The organism is Streptomyces flavofungini (genome assembly GCF_030388665.1).
GTDB lineage: Bacteria > Actinomycetota > Actinomycetes > Streptomycetales > Streptomycetaceae > Streptomyces > Streptomyces flavofungini_A.
Map to the genome: position 1 here is coordinate 1,575,790 of NZ_CP128846.1, position 20,795 is coordinate 1,596,584.

Annotated in this window: 17 protein-coding genes and 1 pseudogene; 10 read left to right on the plus strand and 8 right to left on the minus strand. The window is 73.8% G+C overall.

The window, feature by feature from the left end:
• Window positions 1–77 precede the first annotated feature (77 nt).
• Window positions 78–842, minus strand: a complete 765-nt coding sequence (locus QUY26_RS06095; RefSeq protein ID WP_289944089.1) for an SDR family oxidoreductase — start codon at window positions 840–842, stop codon at window positions 78–80.
• A 71-nt stretch (window positions 843–913) separates the two neighbouring features.
• Here QUY26_RS06095 and QUY26_RS06100 point away from each other — a divergent pair, with 71 nt between their 5' ends.
• Genes QUY26_RS06100 through QUY26_RS06115 form a run of 4 tightly spaced genes read left to right on the plus strand, consistent with a single transcriptional unit; the run spans window position 914 to window position 4,387 of the window.
• On the plus strand, window positions 914–1,669 hold the full coding sequence (locus QUY26_RS06100) for an enoyl-CoA hydratase family protein (RefSeq protein ID WP_289944090.1): 756 nt from the start codon (window positions 914–916) through the stop codon (window positions 1,667–1,669).
• Complete coding sequence (locus QUY26_RS06105) at window positions 1,666–2,532, plus strand: CoA transferase subunit A (protein ID WP_289944091.1); 867 nt, start codon at window positions 1,666–1,668, stop codon at window positions 2,530–2,532. The genes QUY26_RS06100 and QUY26_RS06105 overlap by 4 nt, the downstream gene beginning before the upstream one ends.
• Window positions 2,529–3,305, plus strand: a complete 777-nt coding sequence (locus QUY26_RS06110; RefSeq protein WP_289944092.1) for a CoA-transferase subunit beta — start codon at window positions 2,529–2,531, stop codon at window positions 3,303–3,305. Before QUY26_RS06105 ends, QUY26_RS06110 begins: the two co-directional genes overlap by 4 nt.
• Window positions 3,302–4,387, plus strand: a complete 1,086-nt coding sequence (locus tag QUY26_RS06115) for an NAD(P)H-dependent flavin oxidoreductase (RefSeq protein ID WP_289944093.1) — start codon at window positions 3,302–3,304, stop codon at window positions 4,385–4,387. The genes QUY26_RS06110 and QUY26_RS06115 overlap by 4 nt, the downstream gene beginning before the upstream one ends.
• Window positions 4,388–4,660: 273 nt before the next feature.
• Here QUY26_RS06115 and QUY26_RS06120 read toward each other — a convergent pair whose 3' ends face one another.
• From QUY26_RS06120 to QUY26_RS06135, 4 genes are all read right to left on the minus strand, one after another.
• Window positions 4,661–7,312 (minus strand): ATP-binding protein, encoded by a 2,652-nt coding sequence (locus QUY26_RS06120; protein WP_289944094.1) that lies wholly within the window; start codon window positions 7,310–7,312, stop codon window positions 4,661–4,663.
• A 193-nt stretch (window positions 7,313–7,505) separates the two neighbouring features.
• Window positions 7,506–8,663 carry an acetyl-CoA C-acetyltransferase gene (locus QUY26_RS06125; RefSeq protein WP_289944095.1) on the minus strand — a complete coding sequence of 386 codons (1,158 nt, stop codon included), beginning with the start codon at window positions 8,661–8,663 and terminating at the stop codon, window positions 7,506–7,508.
• Window positions 8,664–8,710: 47 nt separating this feature from the next.
• Window positions 8,711–9,298: a TetR/AcrR family transcriptional regulator gene (locus QUY26_RS06130; protein ID WP_289955512.1), complete on the minus strand. Its 588-nt coding sequence runs from the start codon at window positions 9,296–9,298 to the stop codon at window positions 8,711–8,713.
• A 159-nt stretch (window positions 9,299–9,457) separates the two neighbouring features.
• Entirely contained in the window at window positions 9,458–10,240 is a 783-nt protein-coding gene (locus tag QUY26_RS06135) for an SDR family oxidoreductase (protein WP_289944096.1), read from the minus strand.
• A 153-nt stretch (window positions 10,241–10,393) separates the two neighbouring features.
• On the opposite strand from QUY26_RS06135, the gene QUY26_RS06140 reads away from it, so the two are divergent.
• Both QUY26_RS06140 and QUY26_RS06145 read left to right on the plus strand, forming a co-directional pair.
• Window positions 10,394–11,641, plus strand: a complete 1,248-nt coding sequence (locus QUY26_RS06140; RefSeq protein ID WP_289944097.1) for an acyl-CoA dehydrogenase family protein — start codon at window positions 10,394–10,396, stop codon at window positions 11,639–11,641.
• Window positions 11,641–12,645, plus strand: a complete 1,005-nt coding sequence (locus QUY26_RS06145) for an acyl-CoA dehydrogenase family protein (RefSeq protein ID WP_289944098.1) — start codon at window positions 11,641–11,643, stop codon at window positions 12,643–12,645. Before QUY26_RS06140 ends, QUY26_RS06145 begins: the two co-directional genes overlap by 1 nt.
• Window positions 12,646–12,689: 44 nt before the next feature.
• Here QUY26_RS06145 and QUY26_RS06150 read toward each other — a convergent pair whose 3' ends face one another.
• Complete coding sequence (locus QUY26_RS06150) at window positions 12,690–14,165, minus strand: MFS transporter (RefSeq protein WP_289944099.1); 1,476 nt, start codon at window positions 14,163–14,165, stop codon at window positions 12,690–12,692.
• Window positions 14,166–14,531: 366 nt separating this feature from the next.
• Between QUY26_RS06150 and QUY26_RS06155 the strand changes: the two genes are divergently transcribed.
• Both QUY26_RS06155 and QUY26_RS06160 read left to right on the plus strand, forming a co-directional pair.
• Complete coding sequence (locus tag QUY26_RS06155; RefSeq protein WP_289944100.1) at window positions 14,532–15,713, plus strand: anhydro-N-acetylmuramic acid kinase; 1,182 nt, start codon at window positions 14,532–14,534, stop codon at window positions 15,711–15,713.
• 80 nt (window positions 15,714–15,793) lie between these two features.
• Window positions 15,794–16,720: a DUF2510 domain-containing protein gene (locus tag QUY26_RS06160; protein WP_289944101.1), complete on the plus strand. Its 927-nt coding sequence runs from the start codon at window positions 15,794–15,796 to the stop codon at window positions 16,718–16,720.
• A gap of 252 nt (window positions 16,721–16,972) precedes the next feature.
• On the opposite strand, the pseudogene QUY26_RS06165 reads toward QUY26_RS06160, so the two are convergent.
• Window positions 16,973–17,593, minus strand: a pseudogene (locus QUY26_RS06165) (TetR/AcrR family transcriptional regulator); the annotation flags it as partial.
• A 185-nt stretch (window positions 17,594–17,778) separates the two neighbouring features.
• Here QUY26_RS06165 and QUY26_RS06170 point away from each other — a divergent pair.
• On the plus strand, window positions 17,779–18,747 hold the full coding sequence (locus tag QUY26_RS06170; protein WP_289944102.1) for a phosphatase PAP2 family protein: 969 nt from the start codon (window positions 17,779–17,781) through the stop codon (window positions 18,745–18,747).
• Window positions 18,744–19,733 carry a DMT family transporter gene (locus tag QUY26_RS06175; RefSeq protein ID WP_289944103.1) on the plus strand — a complete coding sequence of 330 codons (990 nt, stop codon included), beginning with the start codon at window positions 18,744–18,746 and terminating at the stop codon, window positions 19,731–19,733. The genes QUY26_RS06170 and QUY26_RS06175 overlap by 4 nt, the downstream gene beginning before the upstream one ends.
• A 119-nt stretch (window positions 19,734–19,852) precedes the next feature.
• Here the strand turns inward: QUY26_RS06175 and QUY26_RS06180 are convergent, their stop codons facing one another.
• Window positions 19,853–20,752, minus strand: coding sequence for a phospholipid scramblase-related protein (locus QUY26_RS06180; protein WP_289944104.1), 900 nt, complete (start codon window positions 20,750–20,752; stop codon window positions 19,853–19,855).
• Between the last annotated feature and the right edge of the window lie 43 nt (window positions 20,753–20,795).

A 20,795-nucleotide genomic window follows, 5' to 3' on the forward strand; every position in this document is an offset into this window, starting at 1 on the left:
TTTCGTAGGTGGCGCCTGCTTCGTAGGTGGCGCCTGCGACGCATCCGTAGGCGGCGTTCTCTCCCATCGGTCTCCCGTCAGTGGTTCACGGAAGCCGCGTCGAGGAACGCGGGCCGCTCGCCGCCCCCGTGCAGATGCAGCGCCGCCCCGCTGACGTACCGTGCGGCGTCGGAGGCGAGGAACACGCAGGCGTCGCCGACGTCGGCCGGGTCGGCGAGGCGGCCGAGCGGGACCGTGCGCCCGACCGCCGCGACGCCCTCCTCGTCGCCGTAGTGCAGGTGGGAACTCTCGGTGCGGGTCAGGCCGAGGACGACGGTGTTCACGCGCACGTGCGGAGCCCACTCGACAGCCATGGTGCGCGCCAGGTTCTCCAGGCCCGCCTTGGCGGCGCCATAGGCACCGGAGCCGGGTGAGGGGCGGGTGCCGCTGACGCTGCCGATCATCACGATGGCGCCGCCGCTTCCTTGACGGCGCATCACCTCGTACGCGGCGAGGGAGGCGTAGAGCGGTGCCAGCAGGTTCAGCTCGACGATCTTCGTCTGGCGGGCCGCGGTCGTCTCGGCGAGCAGCCCGAACGGCGTGCCGCCCGCGTTGTTCACGAGGACGTCGATCCCGCCGTGGTCGGCCGCCACCTCGGCGAAGAAGTCGGTGGCCGCCGCGGCGTCCCGTACGTCGAGGGGGCGGAACTCCGCGGCGACGCCCGCCACATCGACGGGGGCGGCGGGGGGCCTGCGGGCGCAGATCACGACGCGCGCCCCGGCGGCGAGGAAGCGCCGGGCGATCCCGGCGCCGACGCCGCGGGTGCCGCCGGTGACCACGACCGTCTGTCCCTTGTCAGTCATGGCTGCTACCTTTCGAAGGCAACTAACAAATGTTTGGTTGAGGCTCTGGTCGAAAGGTAGCGGATCCTCTGATGCCTGTCTCCACCTCGGCTGCGGACGGCGGCGTCGCAGTCGTCACCGTCGACTACGCACCGGTCAACGCCCTGCCCGTGCGGGGGTGGTTCGACCTCGCGGACGCAGTGCGCGCCGCGGGCCGCGACCCGGGCGTGCGCTGCGTGGTGCTCGCCGCGGCGGGCCGGGGTTTCAACGCGGGCGTGGACATCAAGGAGATGCAGCGCGACCCCGGCCACGAAGCGCTGCTCGGCGCCAACCACGGGTGCTACGAGGCGTTCTCCGCGGTGTACGGCTGCGCGGTCCCGGTCGTCGCCGCCGTGCAAGGGTTCTGTCTGGGCGGCGGCATCGGCCTGGTGGGCAACGCGGACGCGATCGTGGCGAGCGACGACGCCACGTTCGGACTGCCGGAGCTGGACCGCGGCGCGCTCGGCGCGGCGACGCACCTGGCCCGCCTGGTGCCCCAGCACCTGATGCGCGCGCTGTACTACACCTCGCGCACGGCGACCGCCGCCGAACTGCACGCCCACGGCTCGGTGTGGCGGGTGGTCCCGCGCGCGGAGCTGCACGCGGCGGCCCTGGAGCTGGCCCACGAGATCGCCCGCAAGGACGGGGCGCTGCTGCGTCTGGCCAAGGCCGCGATCAACGGCATCGACCCGGTCGACGTGCACCGCAGCTACCGCTTCGAGCAGGGCTTCACCTTCGAGGCGAACCTCAGCGGCCTGGCCGACCGGATCCGCGCCGACTTCGGCGGCAAGGAGGGGAAGCAGTCATGAGCGGCAAGGTGATGACGCCCGACGCGATCGTGGGGCGCCTGGAGAGCGGCATGACCCTCGGCATCGGCGGCTGGGGCTCGCGCCGCAAGCCGATGGCGCTGGTGCGGGCACTGCTCCGCTCGGCCGTCACGGACCTGACGGTGGTGGCGTACGGCGGTCCGGACGTGGGGCTTCTGGCCGCGGCGGGCCGCATCCGCAAGCTGGTCACGGCGTTCGTGACGCTCGACTCGATCCCGCTGGAGCCGCACTTCCGCGCGGCCCGCGAGCGCGGCGCCTTCGAACTGGTCGAGCTGGACGAGGCGATGTTCATGCAGGGCCTGACGGCGGGCGCCCAGCGACTGCCGTTCCTGCCCGTCCGCGCGGGCCTCGGCTCGGACGTCCTGCGGGTCAACCCCTCGCTGCGGACGGTCACTTCGCCGTACGCGGACGGGGAGGAGCTCGTGGCGGTGCCCGCCCTGCGCATGGACGCCGCCCTGGTCCACCTGAACCGCGCGGACGCCCTCGGCAACGCCCAGTACCTGGGCCCCGATCCGTACTTCGACGACCTGTTCTGCGAGGCGGCCGACTCTGCGTACGTGGCGTGCGAGCGCCTCGTCGGCACGGCCGAGCTGACCCGGGACGCGGCTCCGCAGACGCTCCTGGTCTCGCGGCACGCGGTCACGGGCGTGGCCGAGACGCCCCGGGGCGCGCACTTCACGTCGTGTGTGCCGGACTACGACCGCGACGAGGCGTTCCAGAAGGAGTACGCGACCGCCGCCCGCACCCCGGAGACCTGGGGCGACTTCAGCGCCCGCTTCCTCGCCGGCACCGGCGAGGAGGACTATCACCTGGCCGTCGAGGCCTGGCACAAGGAGCAGCGATGACCACGACGACCGGGACCGCGACGGTGACGCGCGCCGAGTACTGCGTTGTGGCCTGCGCCGAGGCCTGGCGCGGCGACGGCGAGGTGCTCGCCTCCCCCATGGGCACGATCCCGTCGATCGGGGCACGCCTCGCGAAACTGACGTTCGCGCCCGAGCTGCTCCTCACGGACGGTGAGGCCCTGCTGATCGGGGACGTTCCCGCGATCGGGGCGCGGTCCCGGTTGACGGAGGGCTGGCTGCCGTACCGCCGCCATCTGACGATGGTGATGGGCGGCCGCAGGCACGTGATGATGGGCGCGAGTCAGATCGACCGCTTCGGCAACCAGAACATCAGCTGTGTCGGCGACTGGCGCCGGCCGGACCGTCAGCTCCTAGGCGTCCGCGGCGCCCCCGTCAACACCCTGAACAACCCGGTGAGTTACTGGATCCCGCGGCACTCCCCGCGCGTTTTCGTCGAGCGGGTCGACATGATCTGCGGGGTCGGGTACGACAGCGCCGCGGCGGCGGGCCTGTCGGCGACACGCTTCCACGAGCTGCGTCGCGTGGTGTCGGACCTGGGTGTCTTCGACTTCGCGACGGCGGATCGCTCGATGCGGGTGGTGAGCCTGCACCCCGGGGTGACGGTCGAGGAACTCCACGACGCCACGGGCTTCCCGCTCCCCCTGCCGGCCGAGGTCCCCCGCACCCGCGCCCCCTCCGCCGGCGAACTCCGGCTGATCCGCGACGTGGTGGACCCCTCCGCCCTGCGCGACCGGGAGGTGCGGGCCCGGTGACGGCGCCCGGCCCGCGGACGGCCCTGACCCGGCTCACCGGGGTGCGGCATCCGATCGTGCAGACCGGTATGGGGTGGGTGGCGGGCCCACGCCTGGTCTCCGCGGTGGCGAACGCGGGCGCGCTCGGCGTGCTCGCCTCCGCGACGATGGCGCCCGAGCGGCTGCGGGCGGCCGTCCGGGAGGTCAGGTCCCGCACGGACGAGCCGTTCGGCGTGAACTTGCGGGCCGACGCGGGGGACGCGCGCGAGCGGGTGCGGATCATCGTCGAGGAGGGTGTCCGTGTGGCGTCGTTCGCCCTCGCCCCGTCCAGGGATCTGATGGCCGAGCTGAAGGACGGCGGTGTCGTGGTGATCCCGTCCGTCGGGGCGCGGCGGCATGCCGAGAAGGTCGCGGCGTGGGGCGCGGACGCGGTCCTCGTGCAGGGCGGGGAGGGCGGCGGCCACACCGGCGAGGTCGCCACGACCGTGCTTCTGCCTCAGGTCGTGGACGCCGTGGACATCCCGGTGATCGCCGCGGGCGGCTTCCACGACGGTCGGGGCCTGGTCGCGGCGCTGGCCTACGGCGCGGCGGGCGTCGCGATGGGCACGCGGTTCCTCCTCACGGCGGAGTCGACGGTGCCGGACGCGGTGAAGGCCCGCTATCTCGCGGCGACGGTCAAGGACGTCACGGTCACCACCCGCGTCGACGGCCTCCCCCATCGCATGCTCCGCACGGACCTTGTGGCCGCCCTGGAGCGCGCGGGCCCCCTGCGCGCCCTGACCCGCGCGGCGCGCCACGCGGCGGCGTTCCGCCGTGTCTCCGGCACGACGTGGCCCGGCCTGATCCGCGACGGCCTGACGATGAAACGCGGCAAGGACCTGACCTGGAGCCAGGTCCTCCTCGCCGCGAACACCCCCATGATGCTCAAGTCCGCCCTGGTGGACGGCGACCCGGAAACCGGCCTGATGGCATCGGGCCAGGTGGTGGGCCTCCTCGGGGACACCCCGACATGCGCGGAGCTGGTGTCGAGGGTGGTTCGGGAGGCGGAGGAGACGGCACGGGGCTTGCGGGTCGGGTGGGGGGATGAGGCGGCCGTGGGGTGATCGGGTCGCGGCGGCACTGGACTCGCGGCCGCGGACGCGAGGGCGCGCCCCGCCCCGGCACCGACCGCCACCGCCCGCGCACCCCTGCTGGTTCGGCTCCGGGGGGGGCGTTTCAGCCCGTCCGGCGTTTGAGGACGAGGCCGTTCAGGCCGATGGCGGGGGTCCGGGGGCGGCAGCCCCCCGTGGCCTCGCCCCGGACCACGTCCAGGGCGCGACCAGCCGGTGCCACGCCCAGCCGCACGCAGCTCGCCGCACGCCGCACGCCGCCCAGCCCTACAACACCCCGGCCAGCTCCCGCTCGGCCAGCGCCACCAGCCCATCCGCCCCGCAGGCCCGAGCGAGTGCGAGCCCCCGCTCCAGTTCCTCCACGGCGCCCGAGGCGATCCCGTACTCGACGCGGGCCACGGCGTGTTCGTACTGGCAGGGCGAGGCCTCCAGATACGTCACGGCCTTGGCGTACAGGGCGACGGCCTTCGTCCCGGTCTCCAGCGCCGCCGCACACCGCACCGCTTCGCCGATCGCGGTGTCCGTGCCGAACCGCTCGGCCTGCACGCGCGCGTCCGCGACGAGGTCGCCCGCACGCCGCGGGTCCTCGACGGCGAGCGCGCGAGCGAGGTCGTACGCCCAGGGAGCGAGCACGGTGTTGTACTGGCCGCGGGCCGTCAGCGCCTTGGCGGTGGCCTCCAGTTCGTTGAGGCCTTCCTCGGTGTGGCCGAGCGCGAGGAGCAGCCGTCCGCGCACGGACATGGCGTCGGGGACGTAGATCGTGGACGCGGACGGCGGTGCGAAGCCGTAGCGGTCGGCGACGGCCTTGGCCTCCAGGGCGTGACCACGGGCGAGCAGGGTGTCGATGAGCATGCTGGCGGCCTCCCAGTGCATGGGGAGTCCGCCCTGGCCCACGCGGTCGGCGAGCCGCAGGCTCTCGCGGAGCGACTTCTCGGCGTCCCTGAGCCGTCCGCGCCTGCGGTGCACATAGCCGAGGAAGGCATGCGCGAGCGCGAGGTGACCGCCGCTCCAGCCCGCGGTCTCGTACGCCTTCACGGCTTCGGTGAACAGGCTCTCCGCGCGGTCGAGCCGGTCGGCGAAGGCATAGGAGCTGCCGAGCATCAGGCGCAGTTCGAAGCTCCACTCGGCGTCGGTCCAGCCGAGCCCGGGTGCGAGCCGGCCGTTGACGAGCGCGCGGTCGCACAGCTCGACGACCTCTTCGGCGTTCTCGCCGCGCGTCATGGCGTCGAAGGCGCGCAGGATGAGCAGGGCGCGCTCGGCGTTGTCGCGTCCGGTGAGCGGACCGGCGAGCACGGCGAGGCGCCGGGAGCGACCGGGTGAGTCCTCCTCGCCCGCGTGGATGCCCTCCCACATGTAGTGCACGGCTTGGAGCCGCAGCCGGGCGGGGCCGTCCGGAAGCCGCGAGGCCTCCTCGTCGATGACGCGCAGGCCTTCGCCGAGCTGGTCGTTGTGGACCAGGGCCTGGGAGAGCCTGCACACGGCGTCGACGCGCAGTTGCTGGCTGAGTCCGGACATCGACAGGGCCTCGCGCAGATGCCCGATGGTGGTGACGGGCGAGGTCAGCAGGGTGGCGCAGCCCAGTTCGTAGAGCACGTGGGCGTGAACGTCGGGACGGGGCGGCTCGCGCAGGGCCCGCTCCAGGCAGCGGCGGGCCGCGTCGGGCGCGCCGACGGCGAGGTGTTCGGTGGCGGCGTCGCGCAGGTGCTGGACCAGCTCCGGGTCGTCGTCCGGGTGGACTTCGAGGAGGTGCCGGGAGGCCGCGGCGGCGCCGCGTCCGGAGCGGGTGACGGCCCAGGCGGCCCGGCCGTGCATCGCGGTGCGGGTGGCGTTCGGGATCGATTCGTAGACGGCCGTGGCGATGAGCGGGTGCACGAACTCCAGGCCGGCTTCGCCGCTGGTGACGATGCGGGCGGCGCGGAGCCGCTCGGCGCACCGGACGGCGTCGTCGTGCCGCATCCCGGCGAGCGACGCGGCGAGTTCGGTGGAGATCCCGGGGCCGAGGATCGCGGCGGCCCAGGCGAACCGGGTCACGTCGGTGCCGAGGTCCTCGAGGCGGGCGACGAGGCCGCGGCCGCGTGCGGAGCGGTTGAGGTCCCGCAGTTCGGCGGCGGAGCTCTCGACCGGTTCCAGCTCGCTGTCCTGCACCTTGGCGAGCAGTTCCACGGACTCGTACGGATTGCCGCCGGTGACCGCCCAGACCTCGCGGCAGAACGGGGCGTCGGCGTGCTCGCCGAGGGTGGCGCGGGTCAGGCCCGCCGTGGCGTCCGGGGTGAGGGCGCGCAGCGGGGTCGTGGGCAGGGCCGACGCGCCGATCCGGGCGAGGTGGCGGGCGCCTTCGCCGGTGGCCTCGCCGGGCCGGTGCGCGACCACGACGAGGGCGGGCAGGTCGTCGAGGCGCTCGACGAACGCGGCGAGCCAGCGCAGCGTCTCCTGGTCGGCCCAGTGCGCGTCGTCGATGATCAGGACCAGTGGCCAGTACAGCCGGGAGAGGCGGGCGACCACGTCGACGAGGCCGTCGCAGACGGCCTGCGGGTCGGGGCGGCCGCTGCCCGGCTCGGTGATGCCGAGGGCGGGTCCGGCGATCTCGTACCAGTCGCCCAGATACTCGCGGCCCTCTTCGGGACTGAGCTGGACGAGGACGGGCTGGAGGAGCTGTCGTACGACGTTGAAGGGCACCTCGGCCACGGTCTCGCCACCGCGGGCCGCCAGGACCGTGGCACGGCCCTGGGCGATGCGGCGCACTTCGGACAGCAGCGCGGTCTTGCCGATGCCGGCCTCACCGCTGTAGACGAGCAGGCCGCCCTCGGTCGCCAGGTCCGAGCACAGTGCGGACACCGCGCCCTCGGCTGCGGCGAGTTCCGCGTCGCGCTCCCACAGCGGGGCCCAGGCGCCACCACCTCCGGGCCGTCCCTGCGTCATCGCGCTACCTCCCGGGGTCGCTCAATCGACGTACAGAAGTCGAGCCTAGCCGGGTCGGGGCCCTCGCGGAGCACGGTCCGCGCAGCTACTCCCGCACGGGTGACAGACGGTCATATGCCAGGCTGCCGGGCTTTCGGGGGCGGGGCGCGGCGCGGTGGCGCCGGGACGCATGGGCGGACGGACGGTGTGGTCTTCACAGGCGTTCGATCACGGTGACGTTGGCCTGCCCGCCTCCTTCGCACATCGTCTGGAGGCCGAACCGGCCGCCGGTGCGCTCCAGTTCGTGCAGGAGTGTCGTCATCAGGCGGGCGCCGGTGGCACCCAGGGGGTGACCCAGGGCGATGGCTCCGCCGTTGACGTTGACGCGGTCCGGGTCGGCACCGGTCTCTTTCAGCCAGGCGAGGACCACGGGCGCGAAGGCTTCGTTGATCTCGACGAGGTCGATGTCGTCGAGGGTCAGGCCGGTCTTCTTCAGGGCGTGCGCGGTGGCGGGGATGGGTGCGGAGAGCATCCGGATGGGGTCCTCGCCGCGTACGGACAGGTGGTGGATCCGCGCGCGGGGCGTCAACCCGTGGTCGCGGACGGCCTGTTCACCGGCGAGGAGCAGGGCGGCGGCGCCGTCGGAGACCTGGGAGGAGCACGCGGCGGTGATGCTGCCGCCGTCCATGACGGGCTTGAGGGACGCCATCTTCTCCGCTGTCGTGTCGCGGCGCGGGCCCTCGTCGGCGGTGACGCCCGCGAGGGGGACGGTTTCGCGGTCGAAGCGGCCCTCGTCGATGGCGCGCAGCGCCCGCTGGTGCGAGCCGAGCGCGAACTCCTCCATGTCCGTACGGGAGATGCCCCATTTCCCGGCGATCAGCTCGGCGCCGTGGAACTGGTCGACGGGCCGGTCCCCGTAGCGGGCGCGCCAGCCCTCGCTGCCCGCGAAGGGGCCTTCGGTGAGGCCGAGCGGGGCGGCGGCCTGCCGGGACGCGAAGGCGATGGGAACCATGGACATGTTCTGGGTGCCGCCCGCGACGACGAGGTCCTGGGTGCCGGAGAGGATGCCCTGGGCGGCGAAGTGCAGGGCCTGCTGCGAGGATCCGCACTGCCGGTCGACGGTCACGCCGGGCACTTCCTCGGGGAGTCCGGCCGCCAGCCAGCTGGTGCGCGCGATGTCCCCGGCCTGCGGTCCGACGGCGTCCAGGCAGCCGAAGACGACGTCGTCCACGGCTGCCGGGTCGATGCCGCAGCGCTCGACGAGCGCCGCGAGGACGTGGGCGCCCAGGTCGGCGGGGTGCACGGCGGCGAGGCCGCCGCCGCGCTTGCCGACGGGGGTGCGGACCGCCTCGACGATGTAGGCCTCGGCCATGGCTGCGTACTCCTCGCGGTCTGGCGCCGTGCGGCGACGGCGCGGTCTCAGGTGCGTACGGAGATGCCGTCCAGGACCATCGACAGATACTGGCGGGCGATCTCCTCGGGGCTGTGGCCCCCGCCCGGGCGGTACCAGGAAGCGGCGACCCAGACGGTGTCGCGCACGAAGCGGTAGGCCAGGCGGATGTCCAGGTCGGCGCGGAAGACGCCGTCGGTGACGCCGCGCTCCAGCGTCGTCAGCCAGGCCTTCTCGAACCGCTGCTGGGACTCGACCAGGTACTCGAACCGGGTCTGGGTGACCAGGTGCTTGGACTCCTTCTGGTAGATCGCGACGGCGGAGCGGTGCCGGTCGATCTCCCGGAAGGACTCGGTGACGAGGGCTTCCAGGGTCTCGCGGGGGCCGAGGGGCGCGGAGAGGACGCTGTCGTAGCCGTCCCACAGCTCGGTCAGGAACGTCCGCAGGATCTCTTCGAGCATCGACTCCTTGGAGTCGAAGTGGTAGTAGAGGCTGCCCGCGAGCATGCCCGCGGCGTCCGCGATCTTGCGGACGGTGGTGGCGTTGTAGCCCTGCTCGGCGAAGACGTCCGCGGCGATCCTGAGCAGCTCGCCACGGCGCTCGGGCGAGGGGGTCACCGGGGGCTTCTTCCTGCCGCCGGCCGTCCGCTCGCCGCCGGTCGACCTCTTGCTGGTACGCGTGTCGCTCGGCTTCTCGGCGGTACGGGTGTCGCTCGGCTTCTCGCTGGTACGGGTGTCGCTGGACTGCTTCTGTTTCGGCACACGGTCATTCTCCGCCTAGGCGTGCTGGCTGCTGACCGACACCGTCTCCCCCGTCATGTACGAGGAGTAGCCGCTGGCGAGGAAGACGATGACGTTGGCTATCTCCCAGGGCTCGGCGGGGCGTCCGAACGCCTCGCGCGCGGTCAGCTCGTCGAGCAGCTCGGCGGAGGTGACCTTCGCCAGGTGCGGGTGCAGGGCGAGGCTGGGGGCGACGGCGTTGATCCGGACCCTGTGGGGCGCGGCCTCCAGGGCGGCGCAGCGGGTGAGGGCCATGACTCCGGCCTTCGCGGCCGCGTAGTGCGCCTGGCCCGCCTGGGCGCGCCAGCCGAGCACCGAGGCGTTGTTCACGACGACGCCCCCGGAGCCGGTGGCGCGCAAGCGGCGCAGGGCTGCTCTGGTGCAGCGGAAGGTGCCGTTCAACGTGACGTCGATGACCTGGTCCCACTGCTCGTCGGTCATGTCGGTGAGCTCGGCGGTGCCACCGAGTCCCGCGTTGTTCACCACGATGTCGAGGCGGCCGTGCTGTCGCTCCGCCAGGTCGAAGAGCGCCTGCACCTGGGCCTCGTCCGTCACGTCGCAAGGCGTCCCGTGCACACGCTCGGCGCCGAACTCCTCGGCGAGCCGCTCGACCGTCTCCTCGGTGCGGCGCGCGTGCGCGTCGCCGAGGACGACGCGGGCGCCCTCCTCCAGGAAGCGGCGCGCGGTGGCGCCGCCGATGCCCGCTCCGGCCGCCGCCGTGACGACGGCCGCACGGCCGTCGAGCAGGCCGTGCCCGGACACGTACGGAACCGCCGCCATGCCCCCTCCTGACATCCGCTGCCCCCTCCGCCGCACCGGGCCCGACCGCACCCGCTCGCCGATGCCTCGACGCCTCTCGACGACTGTCTGCCCCTCACGATAATCTACCAAACACTTGTTAGGGACGATGCCCGAGCGGGAGGCGGACCCGGAATGGACCTCGGATTCAGCGCGGCGCAGGAGGAGTTCAGGCAGCGGGCGCGCACCTGGCTCGCCGCGCATGTGCCGTCGCGGCCGCTGCCCTCGCTGGAGACCGAGGAGGGGTTCGCGGCCCACCGCGCCTGGGAGGGCGAGCTGGCCGCGGACCGCTGGTCGGTGGTGTCGTGGCCCGAGGAGTACGGCGGGCGGGGCGTCGGTATCGTCGAGTGGCTGGTGTTCGAGGAGGAGTACTACGCGGCGGGCGCCCCGGGCCGGGTCTCCCAGAACGGCATCAGCCTGCTCGCGCCGACCCTCTTCGACTTCGGCACGCCGGAGCAGCGCGCGCGGGTGCTGCCCCCGATGGCGCGCGGCGAGGTGATCTGGGCACAGGCCTGGTCGGAGCCGGAGGCGGGTTCGGACCTGGCCTCGCTGCGCTCCACCGCCCGCCGGGTGTCCGGTGGTTGGGTCCTGAACGGGCAGAAGACGTGGTCGTCCCGGGCCGCGTTCGCCGACCGCGCGTTCGGCATGTTCCGCAGCGACGCGGACGCGGACCGGCCGCACCGCGGACTGACGTATCTGATGTTCCCGCTCGACGCTCCGGGCGTCACGGTGCGCCCCATCGGCCGCGTCGACGGCAAGCCCGCGTTCGCCGAGCTGTTCCTGGACGACGTGTTCGTGCCCGACGAGGACGTCATCGGCGAGCCGGGCCAGGGTTGGCGGATCGCGATGGCGACGACGGGCGAGGAGCGCGGCCTGACGCTGCGCTCCCCCGGCCGCTTCCTGGCGACGGCTGACCGGCTGCTGCGCGAGTGGCGCGCGCACGGCGACCCGGCCGACACGGCGCTGCGCGACCGGGTGGCCGACGCGGTCGTCGGCGCCCGCGCCTACCAGCTGTTCACCTGGGCCAACGCCTCCCGGTTCCGGGCCGGTGAGCAGATCGGCGCCGGGTCGAGCCTGAACAAGGTGTTCTGGTCGGAGTACGACATCAGGGTGCACGAGGCGGCGCTCGATCTGCTGGGCGCGGAAGGGGAGTTGAGGCCGTCCGCCCCGGGGCCCTCGACCCCGGCCCCGGGCTCTCCGGCCCCGGCGTCCCCGCCCCCGGCCTCCTCGGCCCCGGCGCCCCCGACATCCTCGACGTCCCCGACCGACTGGGCCGAGGGCTACGTCTTCGCGCTCGCCGGTCCGATCTACGCGGGCACCAACGAGATCCAGCGCGACATCATCGCCGAGCGGCTGCTCGGCCTGCCGAAGGGACGCCGGTGATGCGGTTCCTCCTGGACGACGAGCAGCGGGACTTCGCCCGTTCGCTGGACGGCATGCTGACGGCGGCGGACACCCCGGCGGCAGCACGGGCCTGGGCCGCAGGCGAGCACGCACCGGGCCTCGCCCTGCGCCAGCGGCTCGGCGCGGCCGGGGTGTTCGCGCTCGCGGCACCGGAGGCGTACGAAGGGGTGGGGCCGCTGCCCGTCGAAACGGCGGTCGCGTTCGTGGAGTTGGGTCGGCACGCGGTGCCCGGACCGCTGGTCGAGACGGTGGCGACGGTGGCGCTCCTGTCCCGCCTTGCCGAGCTCGGGACCGCGGAGCCCGCGAAGCGGTCGCTGCCGGCGCTGGTCGGCGGCGGGGCAAGCGCGTCGCTGACCCTCCCCGGCACCGGTCCGTACGCACTGGACGCGGACGCATCGGCGGTACTGCTCGCCGCCGGGGACGGGGAGATACGGCTCGCGCCCGGCCACGCGGAACCGCGCGTCTCCCTCGACCCGGCGCGGCGGCTCGCCCGGCTCCTGCCGGGCGGCGAGGTCCTCGCGGCCGGGGAGGCGGCGGCCGACGCGGCCGGGCGGGCCCTGGACTGGGCGGCGCTCGCGACGGCGGCGCAGTGCCTGGGGGTCGGGTACGCCCTCCTCGACCGGACCGTGGCGTACGTGCGGGGGCGGACGCAGTTCGGTGTGCCGGTGGGCTCGTTCCAGGCCGTCAAGCACCGGCTCGCGGACGTGCTGGTGGGGCTGGAGTTCGCGCGTCCGCTGGTGTTCGGTGCGGCGGTGTCGCTGCGGGACGGCGACCGGGCGGCGGCCCGGGTGGACCTGGCCGCGGCGAAGGTGGCCACCGGGGAGGCGGCGTACGGCGCGGCGCGGGCCGCGCTGCAACTGCACGGGGCCCTGGGGTACACGGCCGAGTACGACCTGTCCCTGTGGCTCCTCAAGGCGCGTGCCCTGCGCGGGGCCTGGGGCGGGGTGGGGTGGTGGCGGGAGCGGGTGGTGACGGGCGGGTAGGCCCGCGGCGCGCGGGGATCGGCCACGGGCACGTACCGGACCCCTCACCGCCCTCCGGGAAGCGTCCGCCCCAGCCGGACCAGCGGCGAGCACCCCATGAGCACCGGCGAGAGCAGCATGCCGCAAGCGGCCACCAGCAGGCCGGTCCGCAGCCCGTACACCTCGGCGAGCCGGCCGCCGAGCAGCGAGCCGAGGGGTGTGAGTCCCATGCCGACGAAGGTGATCGTCGCGGCGGCCCGGCCCTGCATGCCGTCCGGGGTGAGGGCCTGCCGGACGGCCATGACCGTGACGTTCACCAGCTGGCCGAAGACCCCGAAGACGAAGTTGACGGCCAGGAGCACGGGGACGGTCACCGGGGCGGGGCCGTGCAGCGCGGGCACGCACAGGAGCACGCCGTCGCCGAGTGCCGCCGCGGCCACGAGCACCGTGCCGTGGCCGAACCGGCGCGGCAGGCGGGCCGCGAGCAGCGAGCCGAGGAGCGCGCCCGGCCCGATCGCTGCCAGCGCGAGGCCGACGGCGGTTCCCGACAGGTGCAGTTCGCGGGGCAGGAACAGCAGGTACACGGTCATCAGGGCCGCGAAGGAGAACTGGAACGCGGCCGAGGCGAGGCCGACGGCGCGCAGTGCGGCGTCGCCGACGACGAAGCGCAGGCCGTCGAGGATCTGGTGCCGGACGCGCGGGGGACGCTCCGCGTGCTCGGGAAGGGGCTCCGCTTGAACGCCTGCCTCCGGAACGTGCAGGCCTTCCTCTGGAACGGATTCCTCCGCGACGGGCTCACGCCGAACACCCGCCTCCGGAACGGATACGTCCGCGCCGGACTCACGCGGAACGCGTGCCGCCGCAGCAGCGTCCCCGGGGACGCCCTCGTGGCGCCGGATCCCCCGGATCGACACGAACGACACCGCGAAGAACACCGCGCCGCACGCGATGCCCCACGGCGCCGCGAGGACGGACACCAGTGCCCCGCCGAGTGCGGGCCCGCCGACCTGGGCCGCGGACCTGCTGCCTTCGAGCGCGCTGTTGCCGAGCACGAGTTGATCGCGGGCCACCAGACGTACGAGGGAGGCCTGGTAGGCCACGTCGAAGAACACGGACAGCGTGCCGACGGCGAAGGCCACGACGAAAAGGACCGGCAGACCGACCCCGCCCAGGAGGCAGGCGACGGCCAGGGCGCCCAGGGCGAGGGCCCGGGCCGCGTCCGCGCGGACCATCACGGTGCGGGTCCGCCACCGGTCCACCCAGGCGCCGGCGAGCAGCGAGAACAGCAGGATCGGAGCCTGCCCCGCCGCGCGCAGGGCGCCCAGTTCACCGGCGCCCGCGTGCAGGGTGAGCACGGCGACGAGAGGCAGGACCACCAGGCTGAGGTGCTCGCCGAGTTGAGAGGCGCTCTGCCCGAGCCACAGACAGCGGAAATCACGGTCCCGCCACAGGTCGGCCGACGCGGAAGCGACGGACTCGGACCCGGCGGAATCAGGAACAGCGGAGGAGCCGGACGACGGCACGGGCGCCCCAAGCGTCACGGAAGAAATCAGGCAGGGAAGGGCTCGCTGTGCCACGCCTTCAGGGGCAGCACGCGATGACAGGCCTCACGGGGACAAGGTCAACGCGTGCGGGAACGACCGGGCATGCCGGACTCCTCACGGTGAACGCCCCCGGAACACTAGCCTTCGGCCGGACACGGCGAAACGCATTTCCGACCGGAACCGGAGGTGGCCGGAACCGGGCCCCGCGCCCACGGCACCTTTGACACCCGGGCCCCGTCCCCACGGCACCTTTGACACCCGGGCCCCGTCCCCACGGCACCTTTGCCACCGGGCCCCCGAGGGGAAGAGCACCCTGGCGCCGTCTCCGGCGCACCCCACCCCGCCAGTGAGAGACTGAGACGCATGCGAGTGATCGGCTTGATGTCCGGCACCTCCCACGACGCCATCGACGCCGGCGCCGTCGACCTGGCCCTCGACGGCGCATGCCTCCGTCTGACCCCGCTCGGCCTGATCAGCCGCGCGTACGACGAGGAGTTGCGCGCGGAACTCGCCGGGGCGCTGCCCCCGGCGGCCACCACCCTCGCCGCCGTGTGCCGCCTGGACACCCGCATCGGCCGGGCCTTCGCCGCGGCCGCCACCGAGGCCGACCGCGAACTGTGCGGCGGAGGCGCCGAGTTGATCGCCTCGCACGGGCAGACCGTCTTCCACTGGGTGGACGAGGGGCACGTGCGCGGCACGCTGCAGATCGGCCAGCCCGCGTGGATCGCGGAGGCCACCGGCCTGCCGGTGGTCGCCGACTTCCGGCCGCGGGACGTCGCGGCCGGCGGCCAGGGGGCGCCGCTCGTCAGCCTCGTGGACCAGCTGTGGCTGCGCGGCCGCCCCGGCACTCCCGTCGCCCTGAACCTCGGCGGCATCGCCAACATCACCGCCCCCGACGGCACGGCCTTCGACACCGGTCCGGCCAACGCCCTGATCGACGCGGCGGTCCGCGCGTGGACGCCGCAGGGCCGCGAGCGGGGCCTGACGTACGACAGGGACGGCGAGATCGCCGCGCGCGGCACCGTGCACGAGGCCCTGCTCGCCCGGCTGCTCGCCGAGCCGTACTACGCGCTGCCCGCCCCGAAGACGACGGGCAAGGAGCTCTTCCACCCGGACTATCTGCGCCAGGCCCTGTCCGGGTACGAGGACCTCGCCGCCGAGGACGTCGTCGCGACGCTCACCCGGCTCACGGCGGTGACGGTCGCCGACGCGGTGCGCGCGGCGAAGGCGAGCGAGGTGGTGGCGTCGGGCGGCGGGATCCGCAACCCCACGCTGATGGCGATGGTGCGGGCCGAGTTGGGGCCCGGCGTGCCGGTGCGCGACTCGGACGAGCTGGGGCTCGCGGCGGCGGCGAAGGAGGCGTACGCCTTCGCGGTGCTCGGCTTCCTGACGGCGCACGGCCTGCCGGGCACCGTCGCGACGAGCACGGGCGCCCGGCATCCGAGCGTGCTCGGCTCCATCACACCGGGGCGCGGGGCGCCCTGGCCGCGGGGACTGCTCGACGGCGCGCGGATGCCGACGCGGCTGGTCGTCGACGGCCACTGAGCCCCGCCCCGAGCTCACTTGGCCGATTTCCGCCGACCCCTCTCATCCGGCTTTCAGGCGCTGCTCCTACGCTGACGCCCATGACGCACGCGACTCCCCCGGGCTGGTATCCCGACCCCGGGCAGATACCTGGCGCCCCGCCGTCCGAGCGATGGTGGGACGGGACCATGTGGACGGACGCCGTCCGCGCGCCGGGCGGCTCGCCCGCCTTCCCTCCGCAGCCCCCGCAGTCGCCCCGGCGCCGGGCGCGCACGGCCGTCGTCATCGGCGTGGCCGTCGCGGTGCTCGCGGGCATCGTCGGCGGCGTGTACGCGTTGACGGCGGGCGACGACGACGGCGACGACGACAGCGCCAAGCCCCCGGCGTCCTCCGGGCCTTCGAAGCCCGGCGAGGACGACGGCGAGGGACCGAAGAAGCCCGACGGCTCCGTGTCGCCCGGTCCGTCCGACGGCGCCCCGGAGGCCGAGGAGGGATTCGCCTCCGACACCGCGAGCGGCATCAGCATGCCGGTGCCGGACGGCTGGGAGGGCAAGTCCGGCCCCGCCGGCGCGGGCGTCACCACGGGCAGGTACCCGTGCCCGGGCGACGACACGAAGGTGTGCGTGCGCGGCGGCGCCTTCTCCGCCCCCGCGACCGCCTTCAAGATCAGGAAGACCAGCCCCGAGGCGGCGGCCAAGGCGGACATCGAGAAGAACGCCGAGGAGTCGTACGGCGGCAAGATCTACGGCGGCAAGCTGGTGTCCCACAAGCAGCTCGCGTCGAAGTCGGTGACCGTGGCCGGGCAGAAGGGCTATCTGGTCCGCTGGAAGGCCGTGAACCGCAAGGGCCCGGACGGCTATGTGCAGTCGCTCGCGTTCAAGTCGCCCGCCGACGGCACGACGATGGTGATCGTCCGCTTCGGCATAGACGACACCGACGACGCGCCTTCGGTGTCGGTCATGGACGAGATCACCAAGGGCATCAAGGAGTCCCGCGGCGGGGGCGGAGGCGACGGCCAGCAGGTCTGACGGCCTCCCCGCAGACAGAAGCCGGGCGTACCGATCGCGATCGGTACGCCCGGCTTCTTGTCGCGCGCCGCCCCCGTCCCCACGGTGCGGCGCTCTGCGGGCCCCGTCCGGTCATCCTGCGGACCGGGCCCACGTTCAGGTGGCCGGGTTCTCCCCGGCGAAGACGGCCGGGTCCTTCCCGGCGGAGGCGGCCGGATCCTTCCCGGCGGAGGCGGTCTGGTCCTCCCCCGCGTCCGGGCGGCCCGGGCCCTCGCTCAGCCCGAGGACCGGAAGCAGCACCGCCTCCACGAACCGCTCCAGATAGGTCGCGTCCGCGTCCTTGCCCTCGACCAGCGGCCGGGCCCGCAGCACGCCGAAGAGCTGGACCGTGACGAACTGCGCCGCCGGGTGGCCCGCGGCGATCTCCCCGCGCTCCACGGCCCGCCGCACGAAGCCGTCGACGGCCTCCACCTCCGGCTCCACCAGGGCCTCGCGCAGCGCGTGCTGAAGGTCCTCGTCCTGCAGGACCGCGTGGCTGAGCGCCTGCACGATCATGGTGTCGCGCCCGGCCCAGGTGGCGGCGGCGCGCGCCGCCGCGCGCAGGTCTCCCGCGAGCGAGCCGGTGTCGATGCCCGCGAAGCGCACGCACCGGTTGGCGCGCAGCGCGGCGGCCACGAACTGGGGCTTCGTCTTCCACTGGCGGTAGAGGGTGGACTTGCTGCAGCGGGTGCGCGCGGCGACGCCCTCCATGGTCACGGCCTCGTAGCCGCACTCGCGGAGCTGGTCGAGGACCGCGTCGTAGAACTCCTGCTCACGCTCAGGGGTGATCTTGGAGCGGCGCGACATCGCGACCTGCTCGCAGAGGTGCTCCTCAACCCGTTCCCGCGACGTCATCTCTCGTCTCCTCGGTGCGGCGGCCCGCTCGGTTCGCTTCTCACGGACCCTACCGAAACGCCAGTGTACCGGTACGCTCCCGTATCGGTACACTGGCGTATCGGTACACTCCCGTATCGATGAGTGGAACAACAGGGACCCGCTCATCACCGCACCACCCAGTCGTCACGCAAAGGGGCCGGCGGATGGATTCCCGCACCGAGCCTGCAGAACAGGAGCCGGAGACAGTCTCCGGCCGACCGGACACCCCTGCCCGGCCGCCGCTCGCGCGCGAGCTGCTCCTCGTCGTCGGACTCTTCCTCGTCTACAAATTCGGCAGGCAGCTCGCCAACGGCCACACCGGCGAGGCGTTCCGCAACGCCCACCGCGTCTGGGACGCCGAGCGGTTCCTGCGCCTGCCGGGCGAGGGCTCCGTGCAGGACGTCCTGCTGCGCGGCGACAGCCTCGTCCACATCGCGAACACGTACTACGCGACCGTGCACTTCCCGGCGACGCTGCTCTTCCTGGTGTGGCTGTACGTGCGCCGCCCCCGGTACTACGTCTGGGCCCGGCGGATCCTCGCCGCGCTCACCGCCGCCGCGCTCGCCCTGCACCTCGCCTTCCCGCTCGCGCCGCCGCGCCTGCTCGACGCGGCGCACCTCGTGGACACAGCGCAGAAGTACGGGCCTTCGGTGTACGCGGCGAAGCCCGCGACCGACTCGATGGCCAACCAGTTCGCCGCCATGCCGTCGCTGCACTTCGGGTGGGCGCTGATGGTGGCCGTCGGCCTGATCGTCGCGACCAGCTCCCGGTGGCGCTGGCTGTGGCTGCTCCATCCGCTGCTCACGCTGTTCGTCATCGTCGGCACCGCCAACCACTACTGGCTCGACGCGCTCGCTGCGGCGGCGCTGCTCGGCGTCGCGCTGGCCGTGATCCGGCTGCCGCGTCCGGCACGCTCCCGGATCGTGCGCCGGTCCGCCGGGGCAGCGCCCGCGACCGAGGGAGCAACTGCACCGGCACTCCCCGCGCGGCCGCCGCTCCCTACGCGCGAGCCGGTCGCCGCGGCCGCCTCGTCGTCCACCACGGCGACCTCCGCCCCCGCACCCGCCACCGCCCTGGCCGCGAGCGCCACGACCTCCGCCCCCATACCCTCCGTCTCCGGAGCCGACCGATGAGCGCCACCCTGCTCGCCGTCCTCCTCTCCCTCGTCTCCGCCGCCGCGTACGCCACCGCCGCCGTCGCCCAGCAGCGCCTGGCCGCGCGCATGGCCGACGCGGGCGGCCGGGTGGCGCGGCTTCTGGGCAGTGGCGCGTGGTGGGCGTCGGTCGGGCTCAACGCGTCGGCGGCGCTGCTGCACGTCGCGGCGCTGAAGTTCGGCCCGCTCACCCTCGTGCAGCCGCTCGGCGCGCTCACGCTGGTGGCGGCGGTGCCGCTGGGCGCGCGCCTGGCGGGTCGGCGGGTCTCCCCGTTGGAGTGGCGCGGCACGGGCCTGACCCTGATCGGCCTCGGCGTTCTGCTGCTCACCGCGTCCGGCCCCGAGCCCGACGACACGCTGTCGCTGCCGGAGGCCGTGGCGGTCGCCGGTGTGACGACGGCCGTCGTCGGCCTCCTCACGCGGCCCGGCACCCGCCCCGGACTGCGGCACGCGACGGCGTCCGGGTTCGCCTCCGGTGTCGCATCGGCGCTCACGCAGACCGTGACGGTCGCGGCGACGGACCGCTCGGGTCCCGTCCTCGACGCGCGGGTCGTGGTGGTGGCGCTGCTCGTCGCCGCGTTCGCGGTGGGCGGGCTGCTGCTCTCGCAGACCGCGTACCGGGGCGGCCTCGGCGCGCCGCTCGCCGTGGTGACGCTGGCCAACCCCGTGGCCGCCGCGGCCATCGGCGTCGCCCTGCTCGGCGAGCGGCTGCGGGGCGGCGCGGGCGGGGTGCTGCTCGCGGCGACGGGGGCACTGGTCGCCGCGTACGGGGTCGTGGTCCTCACCCGGTCACCGCAGACCGCCGCCACGCGCGGGCCGGAACAGTCCCGCGAACCGACAACCGTCCCCGCACCGGCTGCCGCCCCCGCGCCGAGCCCCGCCCCCGCGCCGGACGCGACCGCCGACTACCTGCCCTCGATCCCCCTCCAGCCCGAACCGGCGGCTCCGCTGCGGATGCGGACGTAGCACGGGCGCACAAGACGAAGCGACCGCCCCCGCTCGACGCGGGGTGGTCGCTTCTTCGTACGTGCGCAGGCGCGCGTAATCGTCAGGCGCGCGTACCCGTGAGGGCCCGGCGGTCCTTCTCAGCCGAGGCCGCGCGCGTCCTGCTTGAGCGCGGTGTCGACGGTCAGGGCCGTCGCCACGACCAGGCTCAGGAGCGGGTCCGGGAGCTGGTAGTGGATCTGCAGGACGTAGTTGTCCGCGGTGGTGAACATCGTCTTCGCGAGGCCTTCCCAGGTCTTGGTGATCCGGGCGACCTCGTTGTCCGCGTGGTCGACGATCGAGAAGTTCCAGGCGCGCCAGTTCTCCGCCTTGATCGCGCCGACCTGCTGGCCGTTGACGTTCATCGCGAAGTTGATCTTGCCGATGACGTTCTGCTGGACGATCTCGCCGACCACCTGGCCGTCGGGGCGCTCCACGATGACCCGCGACTTCATGAACTTCCGCGGCCGGGTCATGAGCAGCTGCGGGGTGCCGTGGGCGTCCCGGATCTCCAGCTTGTGCGTCATGAACTGGTCGAGGCTGGAGACGAAGCGGGCGACCTTCTTGATGGCGCTCTGGTCGACCTGGACCACCGAGCCGAGCTGGTTGCCCGACTGGTCCATGACGCTGTACTCGTTCGTCAGCTCGATGAGCTTGGCCTTCTGGTTCACCACCAGGACCGGCTCGCTGAACAGCGTGCCGCCGCCCTGCGACGTGGGGTTCACGCCGGCCTGCTGCTGCACCTGGCGCTGGACCTTGGCCGGGTCGGCGGCCGGGGCGGCGGGGAATGCCTGGGCGGAGACCTGGGCCTTGCCGAACTCGGCCGCCTGCCCCTGCTCCTGCGGGGCCTGTCGGCCCTGAGCGGCCGCTTGGGCCGTCGCGTCCTGCGGGGCCTGGTTCGTGTGGTCGGTCCACTGGGAGCCGTCCCACCAGCGGAGGAGCTGGGAGGCGCCCTGGGGGTCCGGGTACCAGCCTGCAGGAGTGTTCGAATGCGTTGTCACTCGGGCACACTACCCCGAACCACCCCAGCCCCCGCCAGCCCCG